17 protein-coding genes and 1 pseudogene are annotated in these 20,004 nt (G+C 72.9%); 13 read left to right on the top strand and 5 right to left on the bottom strand.

Annotation, left to right across the window (positions count from 1 at the left end; translation table 11 throughout):
* The 6 genes and pseudogenes from ABT171_RS38625 to ABT171_RS38600 form a co-directional block, all read left to right on the top strand.
* Nucleotides 1–210 (top strand): annotated as a pseudogene (locus ABT171_RS38625) (DUF4097 family beta strand repeat-containing protein); the annotation flags it as partial.
* 54 nt (nucleotides 211–264) lie between these two features.
* Entirely contained in the window at nucleotides 265–1,020 is a 756-nt protein-coding gene (locus tag ABT171_RS38620; protein WP_351251189.1) for a peptidyl-tRNA hydrolase, read from the top strand.
* Between the two features lie 90 nt (nucleotides 1,021–1,110).
* Complete coding sequence (locus ABT171_RS38615; protein ID WP_351251187.1) at nucleotides 1,111–2,439, top strand: MbnB/TglH/ChrH family RiPP precursor modification enzyme; 1,329 nt, start codon at nucleotides 1,111–1,113, stop codon at nucleotides 2,437–2,439.
* 248 nt (nucleotides 2,440–2,687) lie between these two features.
* On the top strand, nucleotides 2,688–3,458 hold the full coding sequence (locus ABT171_RS38610) for a DUF4142 domain-containing protein (protein ID WP_351251185.1): 771 nt from the start codon (nucleotides 2,688–2,690) through the stop codon (nucleotides 3,456–3,458).
* 97 nt (nucleotides 3,459–3,555) lie between these two features.
* Nucleotides 3,556–4,335 carry a TIGR04222 domain-containing membrane protein gene (locus ABT171_RS38605; protein WP_351251183.1) on the top strand — a complete coding sequence of 260 codons (780 nt, stop codon included), beginning with the start codon at nucleotides 3,556–3,558 and terminating at the stop codon, nucleotides 4,333–4,335.
* Between the two features lie 147 nt (nucleotides 4,336–4,482).
* Nucleotides 4,483–6,129 carry an alpha/beta hydrolase gene (locus tag ABT171_RS38600; protein ID WP_351251181.1) on the top strand — a complete coding sequence of 549 codons (1,647 nt, stop codon included), beginning with the start codon at nucleotides 4,483–4,485 and terminating at the stop codon, nucleotides 6,127–6,129.
* 134 nt (nucleotides 6,130–6,263) lie between these two features.
* On the opposite strand, the gene hemQ is transcribed toward ABT171_RS38600, so the two are convergent.
* Together hemQ and hemG are read right to left on the bottom strand one after the other, a co-directional pair.
* Nucleotides 6,264–6,995, bottom strand: a complete 732-nt coding sequence (gene hemQ / locus ABT171_RS38595) for a hydrogen peroxide-dependent heme synthase (protein ID WP_351251179.1) — start codon at nucleotides 6,993–6,995, stop codon at nucleotides 6,264–6,266.
* 5 nt (nucleotides 6,996–7,000) lie between these two features.
* Entirely contained in the window at nucleotides 7,001–8,476 is a 1,476-nt protein-coding gene (hemG, locus tag ABT171_RS38590; protein ID WP_351251177.1) for a protoporphyrinogen oxidase, read from the bottom strand.
* Nucleotides 8,477–8,571: 95 nt separating this feature from the next.
* Between hemG and ABT171_RS38585 the strand changes: the two genes are divergently transcribed.
* Complete coding sequence (locus ABT171_RS38585; RefSeq protein ID WP_351251175.1) at nucleotides 8,572–9,990, top strand: FAD-dependent oxidoreductase; 1,419 nt, start codon at nucleotides 8,572–8,574, stop codon at nucleotides 9,988–9,990.
* A 19-nt stretch (nucleotides 9,991–10,009) separates the two neighbouring features.
* Here ABT171_RS38585 and ABT171_RS38580 read toward each other — a convergent pair whose 3' ends face one another.
* Nucleotides 10,010–10,273 (bottom strand): hypothetical protein, encoded by a 264-nt coding sequence (locus tag ABT171_RS38580; protein ID WP_351251173.1) that lies wholly within the window; start codon nucleotides 10,271–10,273, stop codon nucleotides 10,010–10,012.
* 91 nt (nucleotides 10,274–10,364) lie between these two features.
* Between ABT171_RS38580 and ABT171_RS38575 the strand changes: the two genes are divergently transcribed.
* Nucleotides 10,365–11,189, top strand: coding sequence for a rhomboid family intramembrane serine protease (locus ABT171_RS38575; protein WP_351251171.1), 825 nt, complete (start codon nucleotides 10,365–10,367; stop codon nucleotides 11,187–11,189).
* A gap of 1 nt (nucleotide 11,190) precedes the next feature.
* Here ABT171_RS38575 and hemE read toward each other — a convergent pair whose 3' ends face one another.
* Nucleotides 11,191–12,231: a uroporphyrinogen decarboxylase gene (gene hemE, locus ABT171_RS38570; RefSeq protein ID WP_503078597.1), complete on the bottom strand. Its 1,041-nt coding sequence runs from the start codon at nucleotides 12,229–12,231 to the stop codon at nucleotides 11,191–11,193.
* Between the two features lie 104 nt (nucleotides 12,232–12,335).
* On the opposite strand from hemE, the gene ABT171_RS38565 reads away from it, so the two are divergent.
* The 5 genes from ABT171_RS38565 (at nucleotide 12,336) to ABT171_RS38545 (ending at nucleotide 18,933) form a co-directional block, all read left to right on the top strand.
* Nucleotides 12,336–13,013, top strand: coding sequence for a DUF3000 domain-containing protein (locus ABT171_RS38565; RefSeq protein ID WP_351251167.1), 678 nt, complete (start codon nucleotides 12,336–12,338; stop codon nucleotides 13,011–13,013).
* Nucleotides 13,014–13,302: 289 nt separating this feature from the next.
* On the top strand, nucleotides 13,303–13,959 hold the full coding sequence (locus ABT171_RS38560; RefSeq protein WP_351015673.1) for a LuxR C-terminal-related transcriptional regulator: 657 nt from the start codon (nucleotides 13,303–13,305) through the stop codon (nucleotides 13,957–13,959).
* Between the two features lie 133 nt (nucleotides 13,960–14,092).
* A complete protein-coding gene (locus tag ABT171_RS38555; protein WP_351251165.1) occupies nucleotides 14,093–15,382 on the top strand; it encodes a ribonuclease D in 1,290 nt (429 codons plus the stop codon).
* 207 nt (nucleotides 15,383–15,589) lie between these two features.
* Nucleotides 15,590–16,807 (top strand): thiolase family protein, encoded by a 1,218-nt coding sequence (locus tag ABT171_RS38550; RefSeq protein ID WP_055706319.1) that lies wholly within the window; start codon nucleotides 15,590–15,592, stop codon nucleotides 16,805–16,807.
* Nucleotides 16,804–18,933 (top strand): 3-hydroxyacyl-CoA dehydrogenase NAD-binding domain-containing protein, encoded by a 2,130-nt coding sequence (locus ABT171_RS38545; protein WP_351251163.1) that lies wholly within the window; start codon nucleotides 16,804–16,806, stop codon nucleotides 18,931–18,933. The genes ABT171_RS38550 and ABT171_RS38545 overlap by 4 nt, the downstream gene beginning before the upstream one ends.
* 53 nt (nucleotides 18,934–18,986) lie before the next feature.
* Here the strand turns inward: ABT171_RS38545 and ABT171_RS38540 are convergent, their stop codons facing one another.
* Complete coding sequence (locus tag ABT171_RS38540; protein ID WP_351251161.1) at nucleotides 18,987–20,003, bottom strand: DUF8189 domain-containing protein; 1,017 nt, start codon at nucleotides 20,001–20,003, stop codon at nucleotides 18,987–18,989.
* Nucleotide 20,004 lies beyond the last annotated feature (1 nt).

Genomic DNA, 20,004 nt, shown 5'->3' with positions numbered 1-20,004 from the left:
ATCCGCATCACCGAAGCCGTACACGGCACCGTCGAACTGCGCACCCAGTCCGGCGACATCACCATCGGCGCCGCCACCGGCGTCTCCGCCGCCCTCGACGCCGGCACCGCCTACGGCCGCATCACCAACACCCTCAAGAACGACGGCACCACCGCACTCGACATCCGCGCCACCACCTCCCACGGCGACATCACCGCCCACAGCCTCTAAGGCACAGCCCATGCCGCGCAGACGTCAGGCCCCCGCCCCTTAGGGTTGACCGGTGTGAACCAGAGTCTGCCGTCCCCCGGAATCAGTCCCTTCCAGGCCGAGCACAGCCCTCGTGACGAGGCGCCGCAGTTCGTGCTGCCGCTCGTCGTGCGGATCGAGCGGAATGCGCCGCCTGCTCGTACCGATGCGCTGGAGACGGCCGCCCGGGCGGTGCTCGTACTGCTCGGGGACGAGCGGGCCCATGGCGACGGGGAGTGGGCACAGGCCGTGCGGAACTGGGAGGACGCGCGGATCCGCAAGGTCGTCCGGCGGGCCCGGGGCGCCGAGTGGCGGCGGGCCGAGGCGCTGCCCGGGATCACGGTGGCCGGCGAGTCCGCCGAGGTACGCGTCTTCCCGCCGGTCCCCCTCGACGGCTGGCCCAAGGACCTGGCGAAGCTCCAGGTGTCCGGCACCGAGCTGGACGACCCCGAGCCGCCCGCCGGGGCCGGTCCGGCGCGGCCCGTGCTGTGGCTGAACCCCGAGCTGGAGATGTCGGCCGGGAAGGCGATGGCCCAGGCCGGGCACGGCGCCCAGCTGGCCTGGTGGGCGCTGCCCGACGCGGAGCGCACCGCCTGGCGGGACGCGGGCTTCGCCCTGGCCGTCCGTACGGCGGACCCCGCCGACTGGCCCCGGCTGACCGGCAGTGGGCTGCCGGTGGTCAGGGACGCCGGTTTCACGGAGATCGCCCCGGGCAGCTGCACGGTCGTCGCCGACCATCCCGCACTGCGCCGCCCGGGGCCGCTCTCCCGGATCCCGGGGGCGCGGGGCTGAACCTCAAATGTTGCTCTGAACCCGGGGCGGCGGAGGTTCGCGGCCGGTCGCCGGGGCCATACCCCCGTCATTCGAAGGAGGGGTGGAACCATGCGGCGACTGGGTACGGGGATCGGCTGGCGGCCGGAGATAGCGGACGCCGTGGAGCGTATGCCGGGCATCGACTGGGTGGAGGTCGTGGCGGAGAACGTCTGCCCGGGTCACCTTCCCGCATCGCTGGTGCGGCTGCGTGAGCGCGGGATCACCGTGATCCCGCACGGCGTCTCCCTCGGTCTGGGCGGCGCCGACCGCCCCGACGGGGACCGGCTGACGGCGCTCGCCGAGCGGGCGGAGGCGCTGGGCGCGCCGCTGGTCACCGAGCACATCGCGTTCGTCCGCGCGGGCGGCCCGCTCACCGCCTCGCCTCGTCTGGAGGCCGGTCACCTGCTTCCGGTGCCGCGCACCAGGGACGCCCTGGACGTGCTCTGCGAGAACGTGCGCATCGCCCAGGATGCCCTTCCGGTGCCGCTGGCCCTGGAGAACATCGCCGCGCTGTTCTCCTGGCCGGGCGAGCAGCTGACCGAGGGGCAGTTCCTGTCCGAGCTGGTCGAGCGCACCGGCGTAGGGCTCCTGATCGACGTGGCCAACCTGCACACCAACCACGTCAACCGGGGCGAGGACCCGGCCGAGGCGCTGGGCGCGCTGCCCGTGGAGGCGATCGCCTACGTCCATGTCGCGGGCGGCTTCGAGCGTGACGGCGTCTGGCACGACAGCCACGCGCACCCCGTGCCGCGCCCGGTGCTCGACATCCTCACCGATCTCGCCTCCCGCACCGTCCCGCCCGGCGTCCTGCTGGAACGGGACGAGAACTTTCCGGAACGGTCCGAGCTGGAGCGGGAGTTGGCCGCGATCCGGGAGGCGGTGACGGCCGGGCGCGGGCGTGCGCACGGGACTGTCGCCGACGCCGACGCTGGCGTCGGCATCGGCTCGGCGGGCGGGGGTGTCGCGGTTCTGGCGCGGCCGGCGGTCGGTGCGCGGGAGCGGGTCGGGGTCGCCCAGACCGCCGTACTGTCCTCGCTGGTGGCCGGGACGCCGGTGCCCGAGGGGTTCGACCGGGTGCGGATGGGGGTGCAGGCGCGGGCGCTCGCGGCGAAGCGGGCGGATGTGGCGGCGAAGGTGGCGCCCGAGCTGCCGGTGATCCTCGGCGACGGATACCGGGGGGCGTTCCTGGAGTACGCGCGGGTGCGGCCGATGCGTGGGGGGTACCGGCGGGACGCGCTGGACTTCGCCGGACATCTGCTGGAGGCCGGGCGGCCACAGGACGCGGGGGCCCGGCGGGCGCTGCGGCAGTGGTGGCTGGACCGGGCGGGACCCGCGCCGCGGCATGCCGGGCGGGGGGCCCGCGTTGCGCGGAGGCTGTTGCAGCGGCACCAGGGGTGAGCCGCTCACCGACGGCGGCGGCACCGTGCAGCCGACGGCACCGCGGCTCCCCGAGGGGCGCGGGGCTGTCTTGATGTGCGGCTCCGCCGCGTTGGGCGCGGCCGGCCCCGGCGAACCCGCCGCCGCCGACGCGCCGTGGCCGCGCCACGACAAGGCGCGACGGCCGAGGCCCCGCGCGGAACCCCGCAGTAATATGCCAAGCCGCACCACCCCTGCACACTCGCGTACGGTGCGCTACAGGAGGCGCCATGCGACCCCGCCCCCCGGTCAAGGGCCGAGGCATATTCAGCGGCACCGGACTCGTCATCACGGCCCTGGCGGCGACCGCGGCGGCGCTGCTGTACCCGCTGTGGTCGTACGCCGACCGGCAGGGCCCGGTCGGCGCCGACGTGCTGAGCGCGCAGACCGTCACCACCCCGTACGGCCCCCTGTCCACACAGGACCGGGACTTCATCACCAAGGTCCGGCTGGCGGGGCTCTGGGAACTGCCCGCCGGCGAACTGGCGGAGCAGAAGGGGACCACGGCCGCCGTACGCACCGCGGGCCAGCACCTCGTCGACGGCCACACCTCGCTGGACGCGCATGTGCGCACCGTCGCCACCCAGCTCGGCGTACCGCTGCCGAACGAGCCGAACGACCAGCAGAAGCAGTGGCTCGCCACCCTCGGGGCGGCGAAGGGGCAGGACTTCGACCGCCGGTTCGCCGCCATCCTGCGGCTCGCCCACGGCCGGGTGTTCGCGCTGGTCGCCCAGGTCCGGGCCGGCACCCAGAACTCCCTGGTCCGTGATCTCGCCGATGACGCCAACGCGACCGTCCTGGACCACATCAAGGTCCTGGAGGCGACGGGGTACGTCGACTTCGCGGCGCTCGCGCGGGACCTGGCGGCCTCGCCCACCCCCGTGCCGTCCCCGCCCGCGGTCGCCCCGAGCGCCGTCGTGCCGGTCGTGCCCTCGGCGGGCGAGTCGTACTCCCTGCCGCCCGCCGCCGCCAGCCCGCCGCCCGCGACGGTCAGCCCCTGACCAGGGGCTGAAACGGAACGTCACGTACCGCTAACACTGTGTCCGGATACTGAACGGGGCATGGTGTTCCCCCCGGCCCCTGGCATAGAAACACGTCATGTTCTGGGTCCTTCTCCTGCTCCTGGCCTGGGCTTTCGCCGGTACGGCGTGCACCCGGCTGTGCCTGGCCGCCCTACGCGCCGCGGCCCTCGACACGGATGCCGCGGCACCGGACCGGGAGCACGCTCTGACGCTGTACGAGGCCGCCTTCCTCTCCGGCGGCCCGGCCCGGGTCGCCGATGTGACCCTGATCTCCATGGCCCGCCAGCGGCGCCTGCTCCTCGCGCACACCGGCTGGGCCACGGTGGTGGACCCGCGGGGGCGCGACGAGATCGAGCAGTCCGTCATAGGGGCCATAGGGCCTGAGGGACAGTCGCGGATCGGGCCCGTGCGGGCGCGGGCGGCCGGCGCCGAGGCCGTGCGGCGGCTCGCCGACCGGCTGGTGCGCGCCGGCCTCGCCGTCCCCGACGGCGCCGGTACGACCGTGGGCACCGCCGTCCGCCAGGTGCGCGCCGCCGCGCTGGCCGTCGCGGTGCTCGGTGTGACCGCGCTGCTGCTGCCCGTCCAGACGGGGACGCCACGGCTGCTGGTCGGCCTGTGGTTCGCCCTGCCCCTCACGCTGGCCCTGAGCTGCCTGGCCATCGCCCGGTTCGAGGTGCATCCGTACGCGCGCTGGGCCTCCCCGGCCGGGCAGCGGCTGCTGGGCGCGCTCATCCGCAGGCCGGCCGGTGACGAGCGGTCGTTCCTCACGTCGGTCGCCCTGCGCGGGATCCGCGCGATCGGCGAGCCGGAGCTGCGCGCCGCGTTCACCCACCGCGACCAGCCCTGGCGGGAGTGACGGCGCTTCGGGGGCGCACAGGGGCATTGGCGCCGACACCGGCCCGACGGTGCTTGCCTTCCCCTGTGGTCGACCGAAATATCCCTTCTGTTGTCGCCGGGCCGTGGCAGCCGTGCCATCGCCGCCGTTGCACCGAAGGGATACGCGATGAGAGCTGCCGCTCTGTACTCGGCCGCCGGGACCCTGCTCCTGACCACCCTGGCCGCGGCCCCTGCAGGCAGCGCGCCCGCCGCCCGGGCGGCGCACGGTGCCCCGGGCGCGGCCGAGCTGCGCGGCACCGAGGTGGCCGCGGCTCGCGCCGGGGCGACCGGCATCGCCTTCGGCGCGTGCTCCCCCGCCGACGTACCGGACGCGCCGAAGAACGTGCGGTGCGGCACGGTGACCGTCCCGCTCGACTACGCCCACCCGAACGGCCGGCAGATCACGCTGACCGTCAGCCGGGCCCTGGCGACCCAGCAGGACCCGCACAACAGCAAGCGGAAGGTCCCCCGGCAGGGCTCCCTCGTCTACAACCCGGGCGGCCCCGGCGGCTCCGGCATGCGCTTCCCGCTGGTCGGCACGGCCCCGGAGTGGAAGCGGATCGCCGCCGCCTACGACCTGGTCGGCTACGCCCCGCGCGGCGTGGGCCGTTCGGCGCCGCTGTCCTGCGTGGACCCGAAGCACTACTTCAAGGCGCCCACCGCGTCGCCGGCGCACCCGTCCGAGGCGTACAAGCGCGAGCGCGTCGCCGAGGCGAGGGCGTACGCGCGCGGCTGCGCCCAGCGCTCCGGCGACAAGCTGCGCTTCTACACCTCGCTGAACAACGCCCGTGACCTGGACGTGCTGCGGGCCGCGCTGGGCGAGAACCGGCTGACCTTCCTCGGGGCGTCGTACGGCACCTACTTCGGTGCGCTGTACGCGACGCTGTTCCCCGCGCACGTACGGCGGATGGTGCTGGACTCGGCGGTGAACCCGGACCCGGCCAAGGTCTGGTACCGGAACAACCTCGACCAGTCGGCCGCGTTCGAGGGGCGCTGGGCGGACTTCCGGGACTGGATCGCCCGTCACGACGACGTCTACCGGCTCGGTGACACCGCCGGGAAGGTCCAGCGCAGCTATGACACCGCGCGGGAGCGGCTGGCGGTCAGGGCGGCCGGCGGGAAGGTCGGTCCCGGCCAGCTGCAGAGCGCGTTCCTGCGGGCCGGGTACTACGACGACTTCTGGCCGGGCCAGGCCCAGGCCCTGTCGGCGTATCTGCACGGTGACCCGAAGCCGCTGGTGCGGCTGGCGGCGCCGGATCCGAAGACGGCCGCGGAGGCGGAGAACGGCAACGCGGTCTACACGGCCGTGGAGTGCAACGACGCGCCCTGGCCGACGGACTGGCAGGTGTGGGACCGGGACAACACCCGGCTCGCCCGCATGGCGCCCTTCGAGACCTGGGACAACGCGTGGATGAATCTGCCGTGCGCCTTCTGGCCGGCACCCCGCCAGCAGCCGCTGGACGTGCGGACCGGGCTGGGTGAGCTGCCGCCGGTGCTGATCCTGGCGGCCGAGCGGGACGCGGCGGCACCGTATCCGGGTGCGCTGGAGATGAACCGGCGGCTGGCCGACTCGGTGCTGGTGACGGAGCGGGACGCGGGCACGCACGGCATCGGGGGCGGCGCCAACCAGTGCGTCAACGCGTATCTCGACACCTACCTGCTGGAGGGGCGGGTGCCCGGGCGGCGCGCTTCGTGCGCGCCGCACCGGTTGCCTCCGGCGGTGGGGGCGGCGAAAGAGTCCCCGCGGGGCGCTCTCCGGGGTGGCCGGCGTTAGGGGGCCCTGCCGGGGTGCCCCGGTCTGCCGTCGGGCGGCCGCGGCGTCATCGTGGCTGGTCGCGCCCACGCGGCGGAGCCGCACATCGAGACAGCCCCGCGCCCCTCACGGGGCGCTGCCCCTCGGGGCGTTGGTCAGGCCAGGCCCGCCACCAGGTCCCCGATGTCCTTCCTGCGGCCCGTGTAGAACGGGACCTCCTCGCGGACGTGCATGCGGGCCTCGGAGGCGCGCAGGTGGCGCATGAGGTCGACGATGCGGTACAGCTCGTCGGCCTCGAAGGCCAGGATCCACTCGTAGTCGCCGAGGGAGAAGGAGGCGACCGTGTTGGCGCGCACGTCGGGGTAGCCGCGGGCCATCTTGCCGTGGTCGGCGAGCATGCGGCGGCGGTCCTCGTCGGGCAGCAGGTACCAGTCGTAGGAACGCACGAACGGGTAGACGCTCACGTAGTTGCGGGGCGTCTCGTCGGCGAGGAACGCGGGGATGTGCGAGCGGTTGAACTCGGCCGGCCGGTGCAGCGCCATGTTGGACCAGACCGGCTCCAGGGCGCGGCCCAGCTTGGTGCGGCGGAAGAGGTTGTACGCCTCCTGCAGCTGGTCGCTGGTCTCGGCGTGCCACCAGATCATGAGGTCGGCGTCGGCGCGCAGGCCGGAGACGTCGTAGGTGCCGCGGATCGTCACGTCCTTGGCGGCGAGCTGGTCGAACAGCTCCCGGACCTCGTCGGCGTAACCGGCGCGGTCCTGGGGCAGCACGTCCTTCAGCTTGAAGACCGACCACAGGGTGTAGCGGATGACCTCGTTGAGGTCCTTGGCCAGCTTGCCCTTGTTCGGGATCCTGCCGGACTCGGTGGTGGGGGCGTCGTCACTCATGGTCCCTATTCTCCCGCCCCGCCGTGGAGGCTCTGCACCGGGTTGGCCGTGAGCTCCCGGATTCCGCTCAGGTCACCGCCCAGCTGATCCACCGCCGCGTAGGCGCTCGCGATGCACGCCGGGATGCCCACGCCGTCGTACTGAGCGCCGCACACCGCGAGGCCCGGCAGCTTGGCGACGTGCTCGCGGATGCGGGCCACGCGCGCGTGATGCCCGACCGGGTACTGCGGCAGGCCGTCGGTCCAGCGGGTGACCCGGGTCTGCAGGGGTACGGCGTCCAGGCCGGTGGCCTCCCGCAGGTCGTGCCGGGACACCTCGGCCAGGGCGGCGTCGTCACGCTGGAGGATCTCCGTCTCGCCGTACCGTCCGACGGACGTGCGCAGGACGACCACGCCGGGGTCCTCCTCGGCGATCCAGCCCCACTTCTGCGAGGCGAAGGTCGAGGCCTTGATGGTGCGTCCGTCGACGGGCGGCACGAGGAAGCCGCTGCCCTCGGGGAGTCTCAGGTCCGCCCGCCGGTAGGCGAGGGTGACCAGGGCCATCGAGGCGTACTCGACGGCGGCGAGTTCGGTCGCCGCGGCCGGGGCCTCGGCTCGCAGGAGGCCGGCGGCCGCGCTCGCGGGGACGGCGAGGACGACCGCGTCCGCGTGCAGCACCCGGTCACCGGCGACGACGCGCCACGCCGCGTCCACGGCGCCCGGCTCCGTGGACCCGGCCCGGCGCAGCTCGCGCACCGGTGCCCCGGTCAGGATCTCTCCGCCACGCGCCCGTACCGACTCCGCGACGGCGAGCGGGAGGCTTCCCACCCCGCCCTCGATGCCCATGAACACCGGTCCGGTCTGCTGGGCGGCGGCGGCCCTGGCCTGGATCTCCCGCACTCCCTCCGTCAGGGACGCGTGCGTGCGGGCCGCCTGGAAGAGCTGCGGGACGGCCGAGCGCATCGAGATGCGGTACGCGTCGCCCGCGTACACCCCGCCGAGCAGGGGCTCGACCAGGCGGTCGACGACCTCGCGGCCGAGCCGGGCGGCCACGTACTCCCCCACGGCCACGTCGTCGCCGACCTCCGTGCGCGGCAGCTCGGCGTCGCGCCCGATGCGGGCGAGGCCCGCGTCGGACAGCACCCCGGAGAGGGCGGCGGCGGTGCCGGGCACGCCCATGACATGGCCCTTGGGCATGGGGCGCAGGGCGCCGCGGGTCCAGATCGAGGCGGTCGCGGTGGCCGGCGGCCGGAGCCGGCCGGCGAGGCCCACCTCCCGCGCGAGGGTCACCGCCTCGGGGCGGCGGGCGAGCATCGACTCGGCGCCCAGGTCGACCCGGACGCCCGCGATCTCGCCGGGCAGCAGCTTGCCGCCGACCCGGCCGGAGGCCTCCAGTACGGTCACGCGCATGCCGTGCCCGAGCAGCCGGTGGGCGGCGGCCAGCCCGGCGATACCGGCTCCGATGACGACGACATGCCCCGTACGCGTACCCGTTGCGCTCATGCCCCCACTCTCTCAGACCCCCCTGACACTCCCGCCAGGGCCCGGGATCCTCCGTACCCGGCACTCCCGCCGCCCCCGCCCCGTAGCGTGTTCCCATGACCATGAGCGGTGGGCGGGGCGGCAGCGGCAGCGGCAGCGGCAGCGGCAGGGAACGGCTGGTCGTCATCGGCGGCGACGCCGCGGGCATGTCCGCGGCATCGCAGGCGCGCCGGCTGAAGGGGCCCGGCGAACTGGAGGTCGTGGCCTTCGAACGCGGCCACTTCACCTCCTTCTCGGCGTGCGGCATCCCGTACTGGGTGGGCGGAGACGTCCCCGAGAGGGACGCCCTGATCGCCCGCACGCCCGGGGAACACCGCGCGCGGGGCATCGATCTGCGGCTGCGCACGGAGGTCACGGAGATCGACGTGGCCGGACAGCGGGTACGCGCGCGTGACGTCGATTCCGGCGCCGAGTCCTGGACGCCGTACGACAAGCTCGTCATCGCGACCGGCGCGCGCCCGGTCCGCCCCGACCTGCCCGGCGCGGACGCCCCCGGCGTGCACGGCGTGCAGACCCTGGACGACGGCCAGGCCCTGCTGGACACGCTGGCACGCACGCGTGGCCGCAGAGCGGTGGTCGTGGGGGCGGGCTACATCGGTGTGGAGATGGCGGAGGCACTGCTCCACCGCGGCTTCCAGGTGACCGTCGTCAACCGCGGCAGGGAGCCCATGTCGACGCTCGACCCGGACATGGGCCGACTGGTCCACCGGGCCATGGAGGGCCTCGGCATCACCATGGTGAACGACGCCGAGGTCACCAAGATCCTCACCGGGGAGGACGGCCGGGCCCGCGCGGTCGCCACGCAGAACGCCGAGTATCCCGCGGACGTGGTGATCCTCGGCATCGGTGTCCGCCCGGAAACCGCGCTCGCCGGGGCCGCGGGCCTCCCGCTCGGCGCCCACGGCGGCCTGCTCACCGACCTCGCGATGCGGGTGCGCGGCCACGAGAACATCTGGGCGGGCGGCGACTGCGTGGAGGTGCTGAACCTGGTCTCCGGCCAGGAGCAGTACGTCCCCCTCGGCACCCACGCCAACAAGCACGGGCAGGTCATCGGCAGCAACGTCGGCGGCGGTTACGCCACCTTCCCGGGCGTGGTCGGCACGGCGGTCAGCAAGGTCTGCGACCTGGAGATCGCCCGCACGGGCCTGCGCGAGAAGGACGCCGACCGGGTGGGCCTGGCGTACGAGACGGTCACCGTCGAGTCCACCAGCCGTGCCGGCTACTACCCCGGCGCCTCCCCGATGACGGTCAAGATGCTCGCCGAACGCCGCACGGGCCGGGTGCTGGGCGTCCAGATCGTCGGCAGGGAGGGCGCGGCGAAACGGGTCGACATCGCCGCGGTGGCGCTGACCGCGCGGCTGACGGCGGACCAGATGACGGCGCTGGACCTGGGCTACGCCCCGCCCTTCTCACCGGTGTGGGACCCGGTACTGGTGGCGGCGAGAAAGGCGGCGGCGAAGGTTCGCGTGCCCTAAGGGCTTCGCTTGGATCCCCCTAGGCCGTCCCGCTGATCCGCGGCAGAGCGGAAACCGCGGCCGGCTGCTCCCCGGAGGGCTTCGCATGCGTCGCCGTCGGCCGGGCGGACCGCAGCCGGTAGCTCACCGCCTCGTCCAGCGTCACCGGCCGCTGCATCTGCGAAGCGAGCCGTCCCGCTTCCTGACCGAGCCGCGCGACGTCCTCCCACGGGAGCCGTACGACCAGGGAGAGCTCCGCCTCACCGTCGGGCAGAGCATGCATGGGAGTAACTCGTTCGCTCATCGCCTGTCCTCACGTCGGTTGACGGAAGATACGCACGCCCGCCCGACGGCGTTCACCGATTCGCCCGCCCCGTCCCGGGCACTACTTCTGTGTGGTCATCCCCGTCCATGACGTGAACCCGGTGCGCCGCACCCCATGGGTGACGTACGCGCTGATCGCCGCGAACGTCCTCGTGTTCGTCACCACGCCCGGCCTGGCCGGTTCCGTGGCCGGCGGCAGCGACCTGGCGCAGCTGTGCCATCTGCAGGCCTTCATGGACCGCTACGCGGCGGTCCCCCGAGAGCTGATCCACGATCAGATACCCCGGCTGGTCCCGACGGGTGACGTCGGCGTGGGCCCGCACGGCTTGGGCTGCGTGGTGGCCCCGCCGTCCTACGACAAGTCGCCGCCGCTGTCGGTCTTCACGGCGATGTTCCTGCACGGCAGCTGGCTGCACCTGCTCGGGAACATGCTCTTCCTGCCGATCTTCGGCAACAACGTCGAGGACCGGATGGGCCACATCCGCTTCCTCCTCTTCTACGTCGTCTGCGGTTACGCCGCCGGCTACGGCTTCGCGCTGCTCAACGCCACGTCGGGGGACCCGCTGATCGGCGCCTCGGGCGCGATCGCCGGGGTCCTCGGCGCCTACATCGTGCTGTGGCCGGGGGCGAGGGTCTGGGTCCTCGTCCCGTTCCTGATCTTCCTGCCGCTCAGGCTGCCCGCGTGGCTGGTGCTGGGCTTCTGGTTCGTGCTGCAGGCGGTGTACTCGTCGGGACACGGCGTGTCCGGGGCCGGCACGGTGGCGTACGCGGCGCACGTGGTCGGTTTCGTGGCCGGCATGCTGCTCGCCTGGCCGCTCAGACCCGGCACACCGCCCCCGCCGGAGCCGTCCGGCCTGCTGTTCGGCAGGCGGGCGCGGCCCCGTTACACGTGGTGAGTCAGCGCGCGGTCGCGGTGTGGACGTAGTCCACGAGGCGGGTCAGCGCGTCCGGGTCGGTGTTCGGCATGACGCCGTGGCCGAGGTTGAAGACATGGCCCTCCAGACCGGCGGCCGCGTCCAGCACCTCGCGGGCCTTGGTCTCCACGGTGTCCTTGTCGGTGAACAGGACCGTCGGGTCGAGGTTGCCCTGGAGCGCCTTGCCGGGGCCGACGCGGCGCTGCGCCTCGTCCAGCGGGACGCGCCAGTCGACACCGACGACGTCCGCGCCGGCCTCGCCCATGAGCTGGAGCAGCTCACCGGAGCCGACACCGAAGTGGATGCGCGGGACGCCGTAGCCGGAGACGGCCTCGAAGACCTTCGCGGAGGCGGGCATGACCGAGCGCCGGTAGTCCGCCGGGGCGAGGGCGCCGACCCAGGAGTCGAACAGCTGGACCGCGCTCGCGCCCGCCTCGATCTGCACCTTCAGGAAGGCGGCCGTGATGTCGGCGAGGCGGTCCAGCAGGTCGGCCCACAGCTCGGGGTCGCCGTACATCATCGCCTTGGCGTTCTCGAACGTGCGCGAGGGGCCGCCCTCGACCAGGTAGCTCGCGAGGGTGAAAGGCGCGCCGGCGAAACCGATCAGCGGGGTCGCGCCCAGCTCCTTGGTGAGCAGGCCGATCGCCTCGGTGACGTAGTGGACGTCCTCGGGGGTGAGGTCGCGCAGCCGGGCCAGGTCGGCGCGGGTGCGGATGGGCTCGTCGACGACCGGGCCGACGCCGGGCTTGATGTCCAGGCCGACGCCGATGGCCTTGAGCGGGACGACGATGTCGCTGTAGTAGATCGCCGCGTCCACGTTGTGCCGCCGTACCGGCTGCAGCGTGATCTCGGTGACCAGCTCGGGCCGCGTGCAGGACTCCAGCATGGGGATGCCCTCGCGCACCTTGAGGTACTCGGGCAGGGAGCGGCCGGCCTGGCGCATGAACCACACCGGGGTGTGCGGCACGGGTTCGCGCCTGCACGCCTTGAGGAAGGCGCTGTCGTACGTCGCTGTCGGCTGCATGCTGTCGTTGGCGGTCACGGGGCAAGTCTCGCACGACGGCGGCGGGCGACGGCGCGGGGTGTCTTGCCCTGCACAAGCCCTCGCTTCCCCTTACTCTTCCCCGCATGGCTGCGGCTCACGGACGAATGTCGGACAGCGCTGACGGAATGGACGACGTGAAGGACACCGAGGAGGCGGACCGGCGCGCGAGCACCTCGGGTCCGCCGGCTTTCCGGGCCGCGGTCGATGCCCTGCGCAGCAGCCGGCTGCGGGCGCAGGTCGAGGTGGAGCCCACGCCCGCCCCGCAGCGGCTCGCCCCGTACGCGTACGCGCTGGAGGCCGTGGTGATCGACGGCGAGGAGGAGCTGGCCGACGGGCGGCTGGTGCTGCTGCACGACCCGGCGGGCCATGACGCCTGGCGCGGAACGTTCCGGCTGGTGACGCTGGTACGCGCGGAGCTGGAGCCGGAGATGGCGGCCGATCCGCTGCTGCCCGAGGTGTGCTGGTCGTGGCTGACGGGTGCGCTGCAGGCGCGGGGGCTCGGCTACGGCGAGCCGAGCGGGACGATCACGCGCGCGAGTTCCCACTACTTCGGGGGACTCGCCGACCGTCCGTCGGCCTCGCAGATCGAGATCAGGGCGTCCTGGACGCCCCGCGAGGGGCTCGGCGGGGTGCCCGACACGGCCTCCCACCTGGCCTCCTGGTGCGATCTGCTGGCGCAGGTCGCGGGCCTGCCGCCGGCCGGTCCGGGGGACGCCTCGGTGGTCACGCTGCCGCAGCGCAGGGGCCCGCAGCCACGATGATCAGGTGAGCCGCCCGGCGGGTGCCGGCGGCTTCATCCGCATGGGCGCCTTATTGACCATCCCTTTGTCGATACGGCCACTTTCCGACCCGGAATCGCATCCGCTCGGGCCGACTCGATCTTCGGATGATCGATCGTGCGTCCGAATTGCGCAGATTGTTACTCACTAGATCGTGATCATTCTCTAAAGGCGGACGAGTTTGCTGCCGAAGACGACTGTGACCTTGAAAGCACGGTTCGTCCCGGCTTCATCCCCCAAGCCGGCCCCGTCCCCCCACCCAGGAGGCCTGGTGTCCGTTCTCCTCGAGCAGCCCGCAAGCCTGGTCGCCTACCGCCCGAACAAACCGACCGCCATGGTGGTCGTGGCCGACCCGCGCGTCCGCTCCACCGTCACCCGTCATCTGTGGGCTCTCGGCGTGCGCGATGTCATCGAGGCCTCGTCCATCGCGGAGGCCCGCCCCCGCATCGGCAACCCGCGCGACATCTGCGTCGCCGACGTCCACCTGCCCGACGGCTCCGGCCTGACCCTGCTGTCCGAGACCCGCGCGGCGGGCTGGCCCAACGGACTGGCCCTGTCCGCCGCCGACGACATCGGCGCCGTGCGCAACGCCCTGGCCGGCGGGGTCAAGGGGTACGTCGTCACCGGCACCCGTACCAACATCGGCCTGCCCGCCCGGCCCGGCACCGCTCCCCTCGGCGCCGCCCGGATGCACCGCCGCCCCCCGGGTGCCCCGAGCCACCCGGGCGGCTACCGCGAGCTGTCCGGACGCGAGGTCGAGGTGCTGCGGCTGGTCGCGGAGGGCCAGTCCAACAAGGCGATCGGCGTCTCGATGGGCCTGTCCGCGCTGACCGTCAAGAGCCACCTCGCCCGCATCGCCCGCAAGCTGGGCACGGGCGACCGGGCCGGCATGGTGGCCGTGGCCCTGCGCACCGGGATCATCCACTGAGCCGTGCGGAGCGCGGCCGGTCCACTCACGTGAGCCGCACCGTTCACCGGCCTGACTGGTTTACGCCCCTCCTGCGCCCGTCGCCGGAACGTTCCGGCGACGGGCGACGTCCGCGCACGGATACCCTTGACAGGTGACCGACGCCCAAAACACCGCAGCAGACAGCTCCCTGCGCATCACCGGGGGCACTCCTCCGGACAACGCCGGATCTTCTGTGACAGGGGCGCCGACACCGCTGCTCGAACCCCGCGAGGGCATTCCGCCCGTGGTCACCGACGAGGCCGGGCTCGCCGAGGTGGTCGCCGCCTTCGCCGCGGGCTCCGGTCCGGTCGCCGTCGACGCCGAGCGCGCCTCCGGCTACCGCTACGGCCAGCGGGCCTATCTGGTGCAGCTGCGCCGCGAGGGCGCCGGGAGCGCGCTGATCGACCCCGTGGCCTGCCCCGACCTGTCCGGGCTCGGCGAGGCGCTGTCCGGCGTCGAGTGGGTGCTGCACGCGGCCACCCAGGACCTGCCCTGCCTGCGGGAGATAGGCATGGTCCCGACCCGGCTCTTCGACACCGAGCTGGCCGGCCGGCTGGCCGGGTTCCCCCGGGTCGGCCTCGGCGCGATGGTCGAGGGGGTCCTCGGCTTCGTCCTGGAGAAGGGCCACTCCGCCGTCGACTGGTCGACCCGGCCGCTGCCCGAGCCATGGCTGAGGTACGCCGCGCTCGACGTGGAACTCCTCGTCGACCTGCGCGACGCCCTGGAGAAGGAGCTGGACCGGCAGGGCAAGCTGGAGTGGGCCCTGCAGGAGTTCGACGCGATCGCGGCCGCGCCGCCGGCCGAGCCGAGGAAGGATCCGTGGCGGCGCACCTCCGGGATGCACAAGGTGCGGCGCAGGCGGCAGCTCGGTGTCGTACGGGAGCTGTGGGAGACGCGGGACCGTATCGCGCAGCGGCGGGACGTGTCCCCCGGCAAGGTACTCAGTGACGCGGCCATCGTGGAGGCCGCGCTCGCTCTGCCCGGCAGTGTGCACGCGCTGGCCGCGCTGAACGGGTTCGGGCACCGGATGGGGCGGCGGCAGCTGGAGCAGTGGCAGGCGGCGGTGGATCGCGCCAAGGCCCTGCCGGACGCCGCGCTGCCGCAGCCCGGTCAGCCGGTGACCGGGCCTCCGCCGCCGCGGGCCTGGGCCGACAAGGACCCCGCCGCCGCGACGCGGTTGTCGGCGGCCCGGGCCGGGGTGAGCGCTCTTGCCGAGCGGCTCAACCTGCCGCAGGAGAACCTGGTGTCGCCGGACACGGTGCGGCGCATCTGCTGGGAACCGCCGAAGGTGGTGGACGCCGACTCGGTGGGGGCCGCGCTGGCGGGGTACGGCGCTCGGGCGTGGCAGGTGGAGCTGGTGACGCCGGTGCTGGTGTCGGCGCTGTCGGCCAAGGGGGCCTGAGGCTCCGCAGGGGCCGCGGACACGGAACAGGGACGTCGAGATCACGCCAAGATCCTGGGACGTCCCTTTCTTGATCACCGGTCCACCGCGACCGGGCGGGTGTGACCTTCGCCGCTCCCGCCCCCGGGACTGGGCAGCTACGTTACTCATAAGTAGCATGGGCCGTAAGCAAGCGCTCAGTGTCCCGCACCCTGGAGGAGAGCCATCGTGCCTCGTACCGTCAGGGACGTCGTCTTCGTCGACGGCGTCCGCACCCCGTTCGGCAAGGCGGGCCCGAAGGGCATCTACCACGAGACCCGCGCCGACGACCTCGTCGTGAAGGCGATCCGGGAGCTGCTGCGCCGCAACCCGGGTCTCGACCCGAAGAAGATCGACGAGGTCGCCATCGCCGCGACCACGCAGATCGGTGACCAGGGTCTGACCCTGGGCCGTACGGCCGGCATCCTCGCCGGTCTGCCGCAGTCCGTGCCCGGCTACTCGATCGACCGCATGTGCGCCGGCGCCCTGACCGCCGTGACGACCACCGCCGGTTCGATCGCCTTCGGTGCCTACGACGCCGTCATCGCCGGTGGCGTGGAGCACATGGGCCGCCACCCGATGGGCGAGGGCGTGGACCCGAACCCGCGGTTCGTCTCCGAGAAGCTGGTCGACGAGTCCGCCCTGTTCATGGGCATGACCGCGGAGAACCTGCACGACCGGTACCCGCAGATCACCAAGCTGCGCGCCGACGAGTACGCGGTGCGCTCGCAGGAGAAGGCCGCCAAGGCCTACGCCAACGGCAAGATCCAGCAGGACCTGGTGCCGATCTCGGTGCGCCGGACCAACGCGGAGGCCGGCGAGACGGGCTGGGGCCTGGTCACCGCCGACGAGCCGATGCGCCCGGGTACGACGCTGGAGAACCTCTCCGGTCTCAAGACCCCGTTCCGTGTGCACGGCCGGGTCACCGCCGGTAACGCGGCCGGTCTCAACGACGGTGCCACCGCGTCGATCATCGCGAGCGAGGACTTCGCCCGCGAGAACGGCCTGCCGGTCAAGATGCGCCTCGTGTCGTACGCCTTCGCGGGCGTCGAGCCGGAGGTCATGGGCTACGGCCCGATCCCGGCGACGGAGAAGGCCCTCGCCAAGGCGGGTCTGTCCATCTCCGACATCGGTCTGTTCGAGATCAACGAGGCCTTCGCCGTGCAGGTGCTGGCCTTCCTCGACCACTACGGCATCGCGGACGACGACGAGCGCGTCAACCAGTACGGCGGCGCCATCGCCTTCGGTCACCCGCTGGCCTCCTCCGGCGTCCGGCTGATGACGCAGCTGGCCCGCCAGTTCGAGGAGCAGCCGCACGTCCGCTACGGCCTGACCACCATGTGCGTCGGCTTCGGCATGGGCGCGACGGTCATCTGGGAGAACCCGCACTTCGAGGGGGACAAGTGAGCACCACCGCCGAGCTTCTGAAGCAGGCTTCCGAGCTGTTCCCCGACGAGGTCGTCACCAGTGCGCACGTACGCCACTTCGACCTGCCGTCCGGCGCCGGCCGCTTCGCGCTGATCACGCTGGACAACGGCCTGGACCACACCAAGCCGACCACCTTCGGCCCGGCGTCGCTGGCGAACCTCAACACCGCCATCGACCAGGTCGAGAAGGAGGCGGCCGACGGCGACATCGTCGGTGTCGGCATCACCGGCAAGCCGTTCATCTTCGCGGTCGGCGCCGACCTCAAGGGCGTCGAACTGCTGAAGGAGCACGAGCACGCGCTCGCCATCGGCAAGGGCGGCCACGAGGTCTTCAAGCGCCTGTCCAAGCTGGCCGTGCCCACCTTCGCCTACTACAACGGCGCGGCGATGGGCGGCGGCGTCGAGGTCGGCCTGCACTGCACCTACCGGACCGTCTCCAAGGCGATCCCGGCGTTCTCGCTGCCCGAGGTCTTCCTCGGCCTGGTGCCCGGCTGGGGCGGCTGCGCACTGCTGCCGAACCTGATCGGCGCCGACAAGGCCGTCTCGGTCATCATCGAGAACTCGCTGAACCAGAACAAGCAGCTCAAGGGCAAGCAGGTCTTCGAGCTCGGCATCGCCGACGCGATCTTCGAGGGCGCCGACTTCCTGGAGCAGTCGCTGATCTGGACCGCCCAGGTGATCAAGGGCGACATCGAGGTCGAGCGCCCGGTGATCGACCGCGGCGAGGCCTGGGACCAGGCCGTCGCCAAGGGCCGTTTCATCGCGGACTCCAAGGTGCACGGCGCCGCTCCGGCCGCCTACCGCGCCCTCGACATCATCGCCGCCGCCAAGAACGGTGACCTGCAGCAGGGGTACGACGCCGAGGACCAGGCCCTCGCCGACCTGATCATGGGTGGCGAACTGCGCGCCGGGATCTACTCGTTCAACCTCGTCCAGAAGCGCGGCAAGCGTCCCGCCGGCGCCCCGGACAAGAACCTGGCCCGCCCGGTCACCAAGGTCGGTGTGGTCGGCGCCGGTCTGATGGCCAGCCAGCTCGCGCTGCTCTTCCTGCGCCGCCTGGAGGTGCCGGTCGTGCTGACCGACATCGACCAGGAGCGCGTCGACAAGGGTGTGGGCTACGTCCACGCCGAGATCGACAAGCTGCTCGGCAAGGGCCGGATCGACCAGGACAAGGCCAACCGCCTCAAGGCGCTGGTCACCGGTGTCCTGGACAAGGCCGAGGGCTTCTCCGACGCCGACTTCGTCATCGAGGCCGTGTTCGAGGAGATCGGCGTCAAGCAGCAGGTGTTCGCGGAGGTCGAGGCGGTCGCCCCGGCGCACGCGATCCTCGCGACCAACACCTCCTCGCTCTCCGTGTCGGAGATGGCGTCGAAGCTGAAGCACCCCGAGCGGGTCGTCGGCTTCCACTTCTTCAACCCGGTCGCGGTGCTGCCGCTGCTGGAGATCGTCCGCGGCGAGAAGACCGACGACGCCTCCCTGGCCACCGCGTTCGCCGTCGCCAAGAAGCTGAAGAAGACCGCGGTCCTCACCAAGGACGCCCCGGCGTTCGTCGTGAACCGCATCCTGACCCGCTTCATGGGCGAGATCCAGAACGTCATCGACGAGGGCACCCCGGTCGAGGTCGCCGAGAAGGCGATCGAGCCGCTCGGTCTGCCGATGTCCCCGCTGGTGCTGCTGGAGCTGGTCGGCCCGGCGATCGGCCTGCACGTCTCCGAGACGCTGCACGGCGCCTTCCCGGACCGCTTCAAGGTCTCCCCGAACCTCAAGGCGGTCGTCGAGGCGGGCAAGCGCGGCTTCTACGTCTACGACAGCGGCAAGCCGGAGCTGGACCCGGAGGTCGCCGCGCTGCTGAAGCAGGGCGATGTCGTCCTGACCGAGGAGCAGGTGCGGGCGCGGGTGCTCGACGCGGTGGCGCAGGAGATCGGGCTCATGCTCGACGAGGGCGTCGTCGCCGAGGCCCAGGACATCGACCTCTGCCTGATCACGGGCGCCGGCTGGCCCTTCCACCTGGGCGGCATCACGCCGTACCTGGACCGCGAGGGCGTTTCGGAGCGCGTGAACGGCAAGAAGTTCCTGGCCCCGGGCGTCGCGAGCGTCCCGGCGTAACACCGGGTACGTCAGAAGGGGGCCCCCGCTGGGCGGGGGCCCCCTTCGCGTGCTCAGACCTGCCGCCATGCCTCCAGCGCCAGCCCCGGTTCGTCCTTGCGCCGGGTGAGGAGGAGCTGGCCGGTGGAGGGGGACAGTGTCGCCGCCGCCACGCGGTCGTCGGCGTCCTTCGTCAGGGCCACCAGGGCGTCGACGGGCAGCTGCGGACCCGACTCCGTCCACCAGGCCCCGGCCGACTCCAGCTCCGTGGGGTAGGCGGCGAAGGCGACGCGGCCGCTCTCCGCGCGCTGGGCGAGCAGGGTGCAGTCGTGGCCGTCGAGTTCGCAGCGGATCGCCGCGACCGGGCCGGGGCCCGCCGCGGGCAGCAGGACCGCCGGCTTGCCGCCGGGGCGCCAGGCGCACAGGTCCCCCGAGGTGTCCGTGAAGAAGACCGTCGTGCTCTCGGACGAGGTCGCGAGGGCGCGCAGTGTGCCGGGGCGGACCGGGGCCTTCAGCGGTTCCTGCATGACCGGCCGGGCGTCCGGCTCCTCCTGCCGCCAGTGCAGGATGCCGTCGGGAACGGCCGCGTACACCTCGACCCTGCCGGACTCCCCGGTCACCGCCGCCAGGCCGTCCTGGACCTTGCTGCCCCGCAGGTCCCGCCAGGGCTCCCAGCCGCCCTTCTCCCTCTGGACGACGTGGTGCACCCCCGCACCGTTGTTGCGGACGAACACATGGGCGCGGCCCTGGGCGTCGACGGTGACGGCCGGTGTGCCCGTACGGTCGCCCTTCTTCTTCGGGTGACCGATCGGGTTCCAGTCCAGGGGCGCGAGCAGCGGGCGGAAGTGCGTGGAGTGCACCAGGCCCGACTCGCCCTCGGCCGTGGGCCGCCAGGCCACCAGGTGGGCGTAGCCGTCCGTGCCCTGGCCGACGCCGGCCGAGAGGTGCAGCCGCTGATCGCCGCCCACCCTCCGCGGTTCGGTCCAGGGGCCGCCGGGAGCGCGTTCCGCCCGCACCAGGACGGCGTCACCCGACAGCTGGTAGACACTGAGCCGGCCGTCGCGGCCGCGCAGGAGCCAGTTGCCGTTCACC

The sequence above is a fragment of the Streptomyces sp. NPDC001851 genome (assembly GCF_040297165.1).
Classification (GTDB): Bacteria; Actinomycetota; Actinomycetes; order Streptomycetales; family Streptomycetaceae; genus Streptomyces.
The sequence above is the reverse complement of the archived record's forward strand: the minus strand, read 5'-3'. Positions and strand labels throughout refer to the sequence as shown.

Excerpts from the sequence above, each read along its gene's own strand:
- ABT171_RS38615 (WP_351251187.1), top strand. The coding sequence starts at position 1,111 with ATGCGGCGACTGGGTACGGGGATCGGCTGGCGGCCGGAGATAGCGGAC.
- ABT171_RS38610 (WP_351251185.1), top strand. The coding sequence starts at position 2,688 with ATGCGACCCCGCCCCCCGGTCAAGGGCCGAGGCATATTCAGCGGCACC.
- ABT171_RS38605 (WP_351251183.1), top strand. The coding sequence starts at position 3,556 with ATGTTCTGGGTCCTTCTCCTGCTCCTGGCCTGGGCTTTCGCCGGTACG.
- ABT171_RS38600 (WP_351251181.1), top strand. The coding sequence starts at position 4,483 with ATGAGAGCTGCCGCTCTGTACTCGGCCGCCGGGACCCTGCTCCTGACC.
- hemQ (WP_351251179.1), bottom strand. The coding sequence starts at position 6,995 with ATGAGTGACGACGCCCCCACCACCGAGTCCGGCAGGATCCCGAACAAG.
- hemG (WP_351251177.1), bottom strand. The coding sequence starts at position 8,476 with ATGAGCGCAACGGGTACGCGTACGGGGCATGTCGTCGTCATCGGAGCC.
- ABT171_RS38585 (WP_351251175.1), top strand. The coding sequence starts at position 8,572 with ATGACCATGAGCGGTGGGCGGGGCGGCAGCGGCAGCGGCAGCGGCAGC.
- ABT171_RS38580 (WP_351251173.1), bottom strand. The coding sequence starts at position 10,273 with ATGAGCGAACGAGTTACTCCCATGCATGCTCTGCCCGACGGTGAGGCG.
- hemE (WP_503078597.1), bottom strand. The coding sequence starts at position 12,231 with ATGCAGCCGACAGCGACGTACGACAGCGCCTTCCTCAAGGCGTGCAGG.
- ABT171_RS38565 (WP_351251167.1), top strand. The coding sequence starts at position 12,336 with ATGGCTGCGGCTCACGGACGAATGTCGGACAGCGCTGACGGAATGGAC.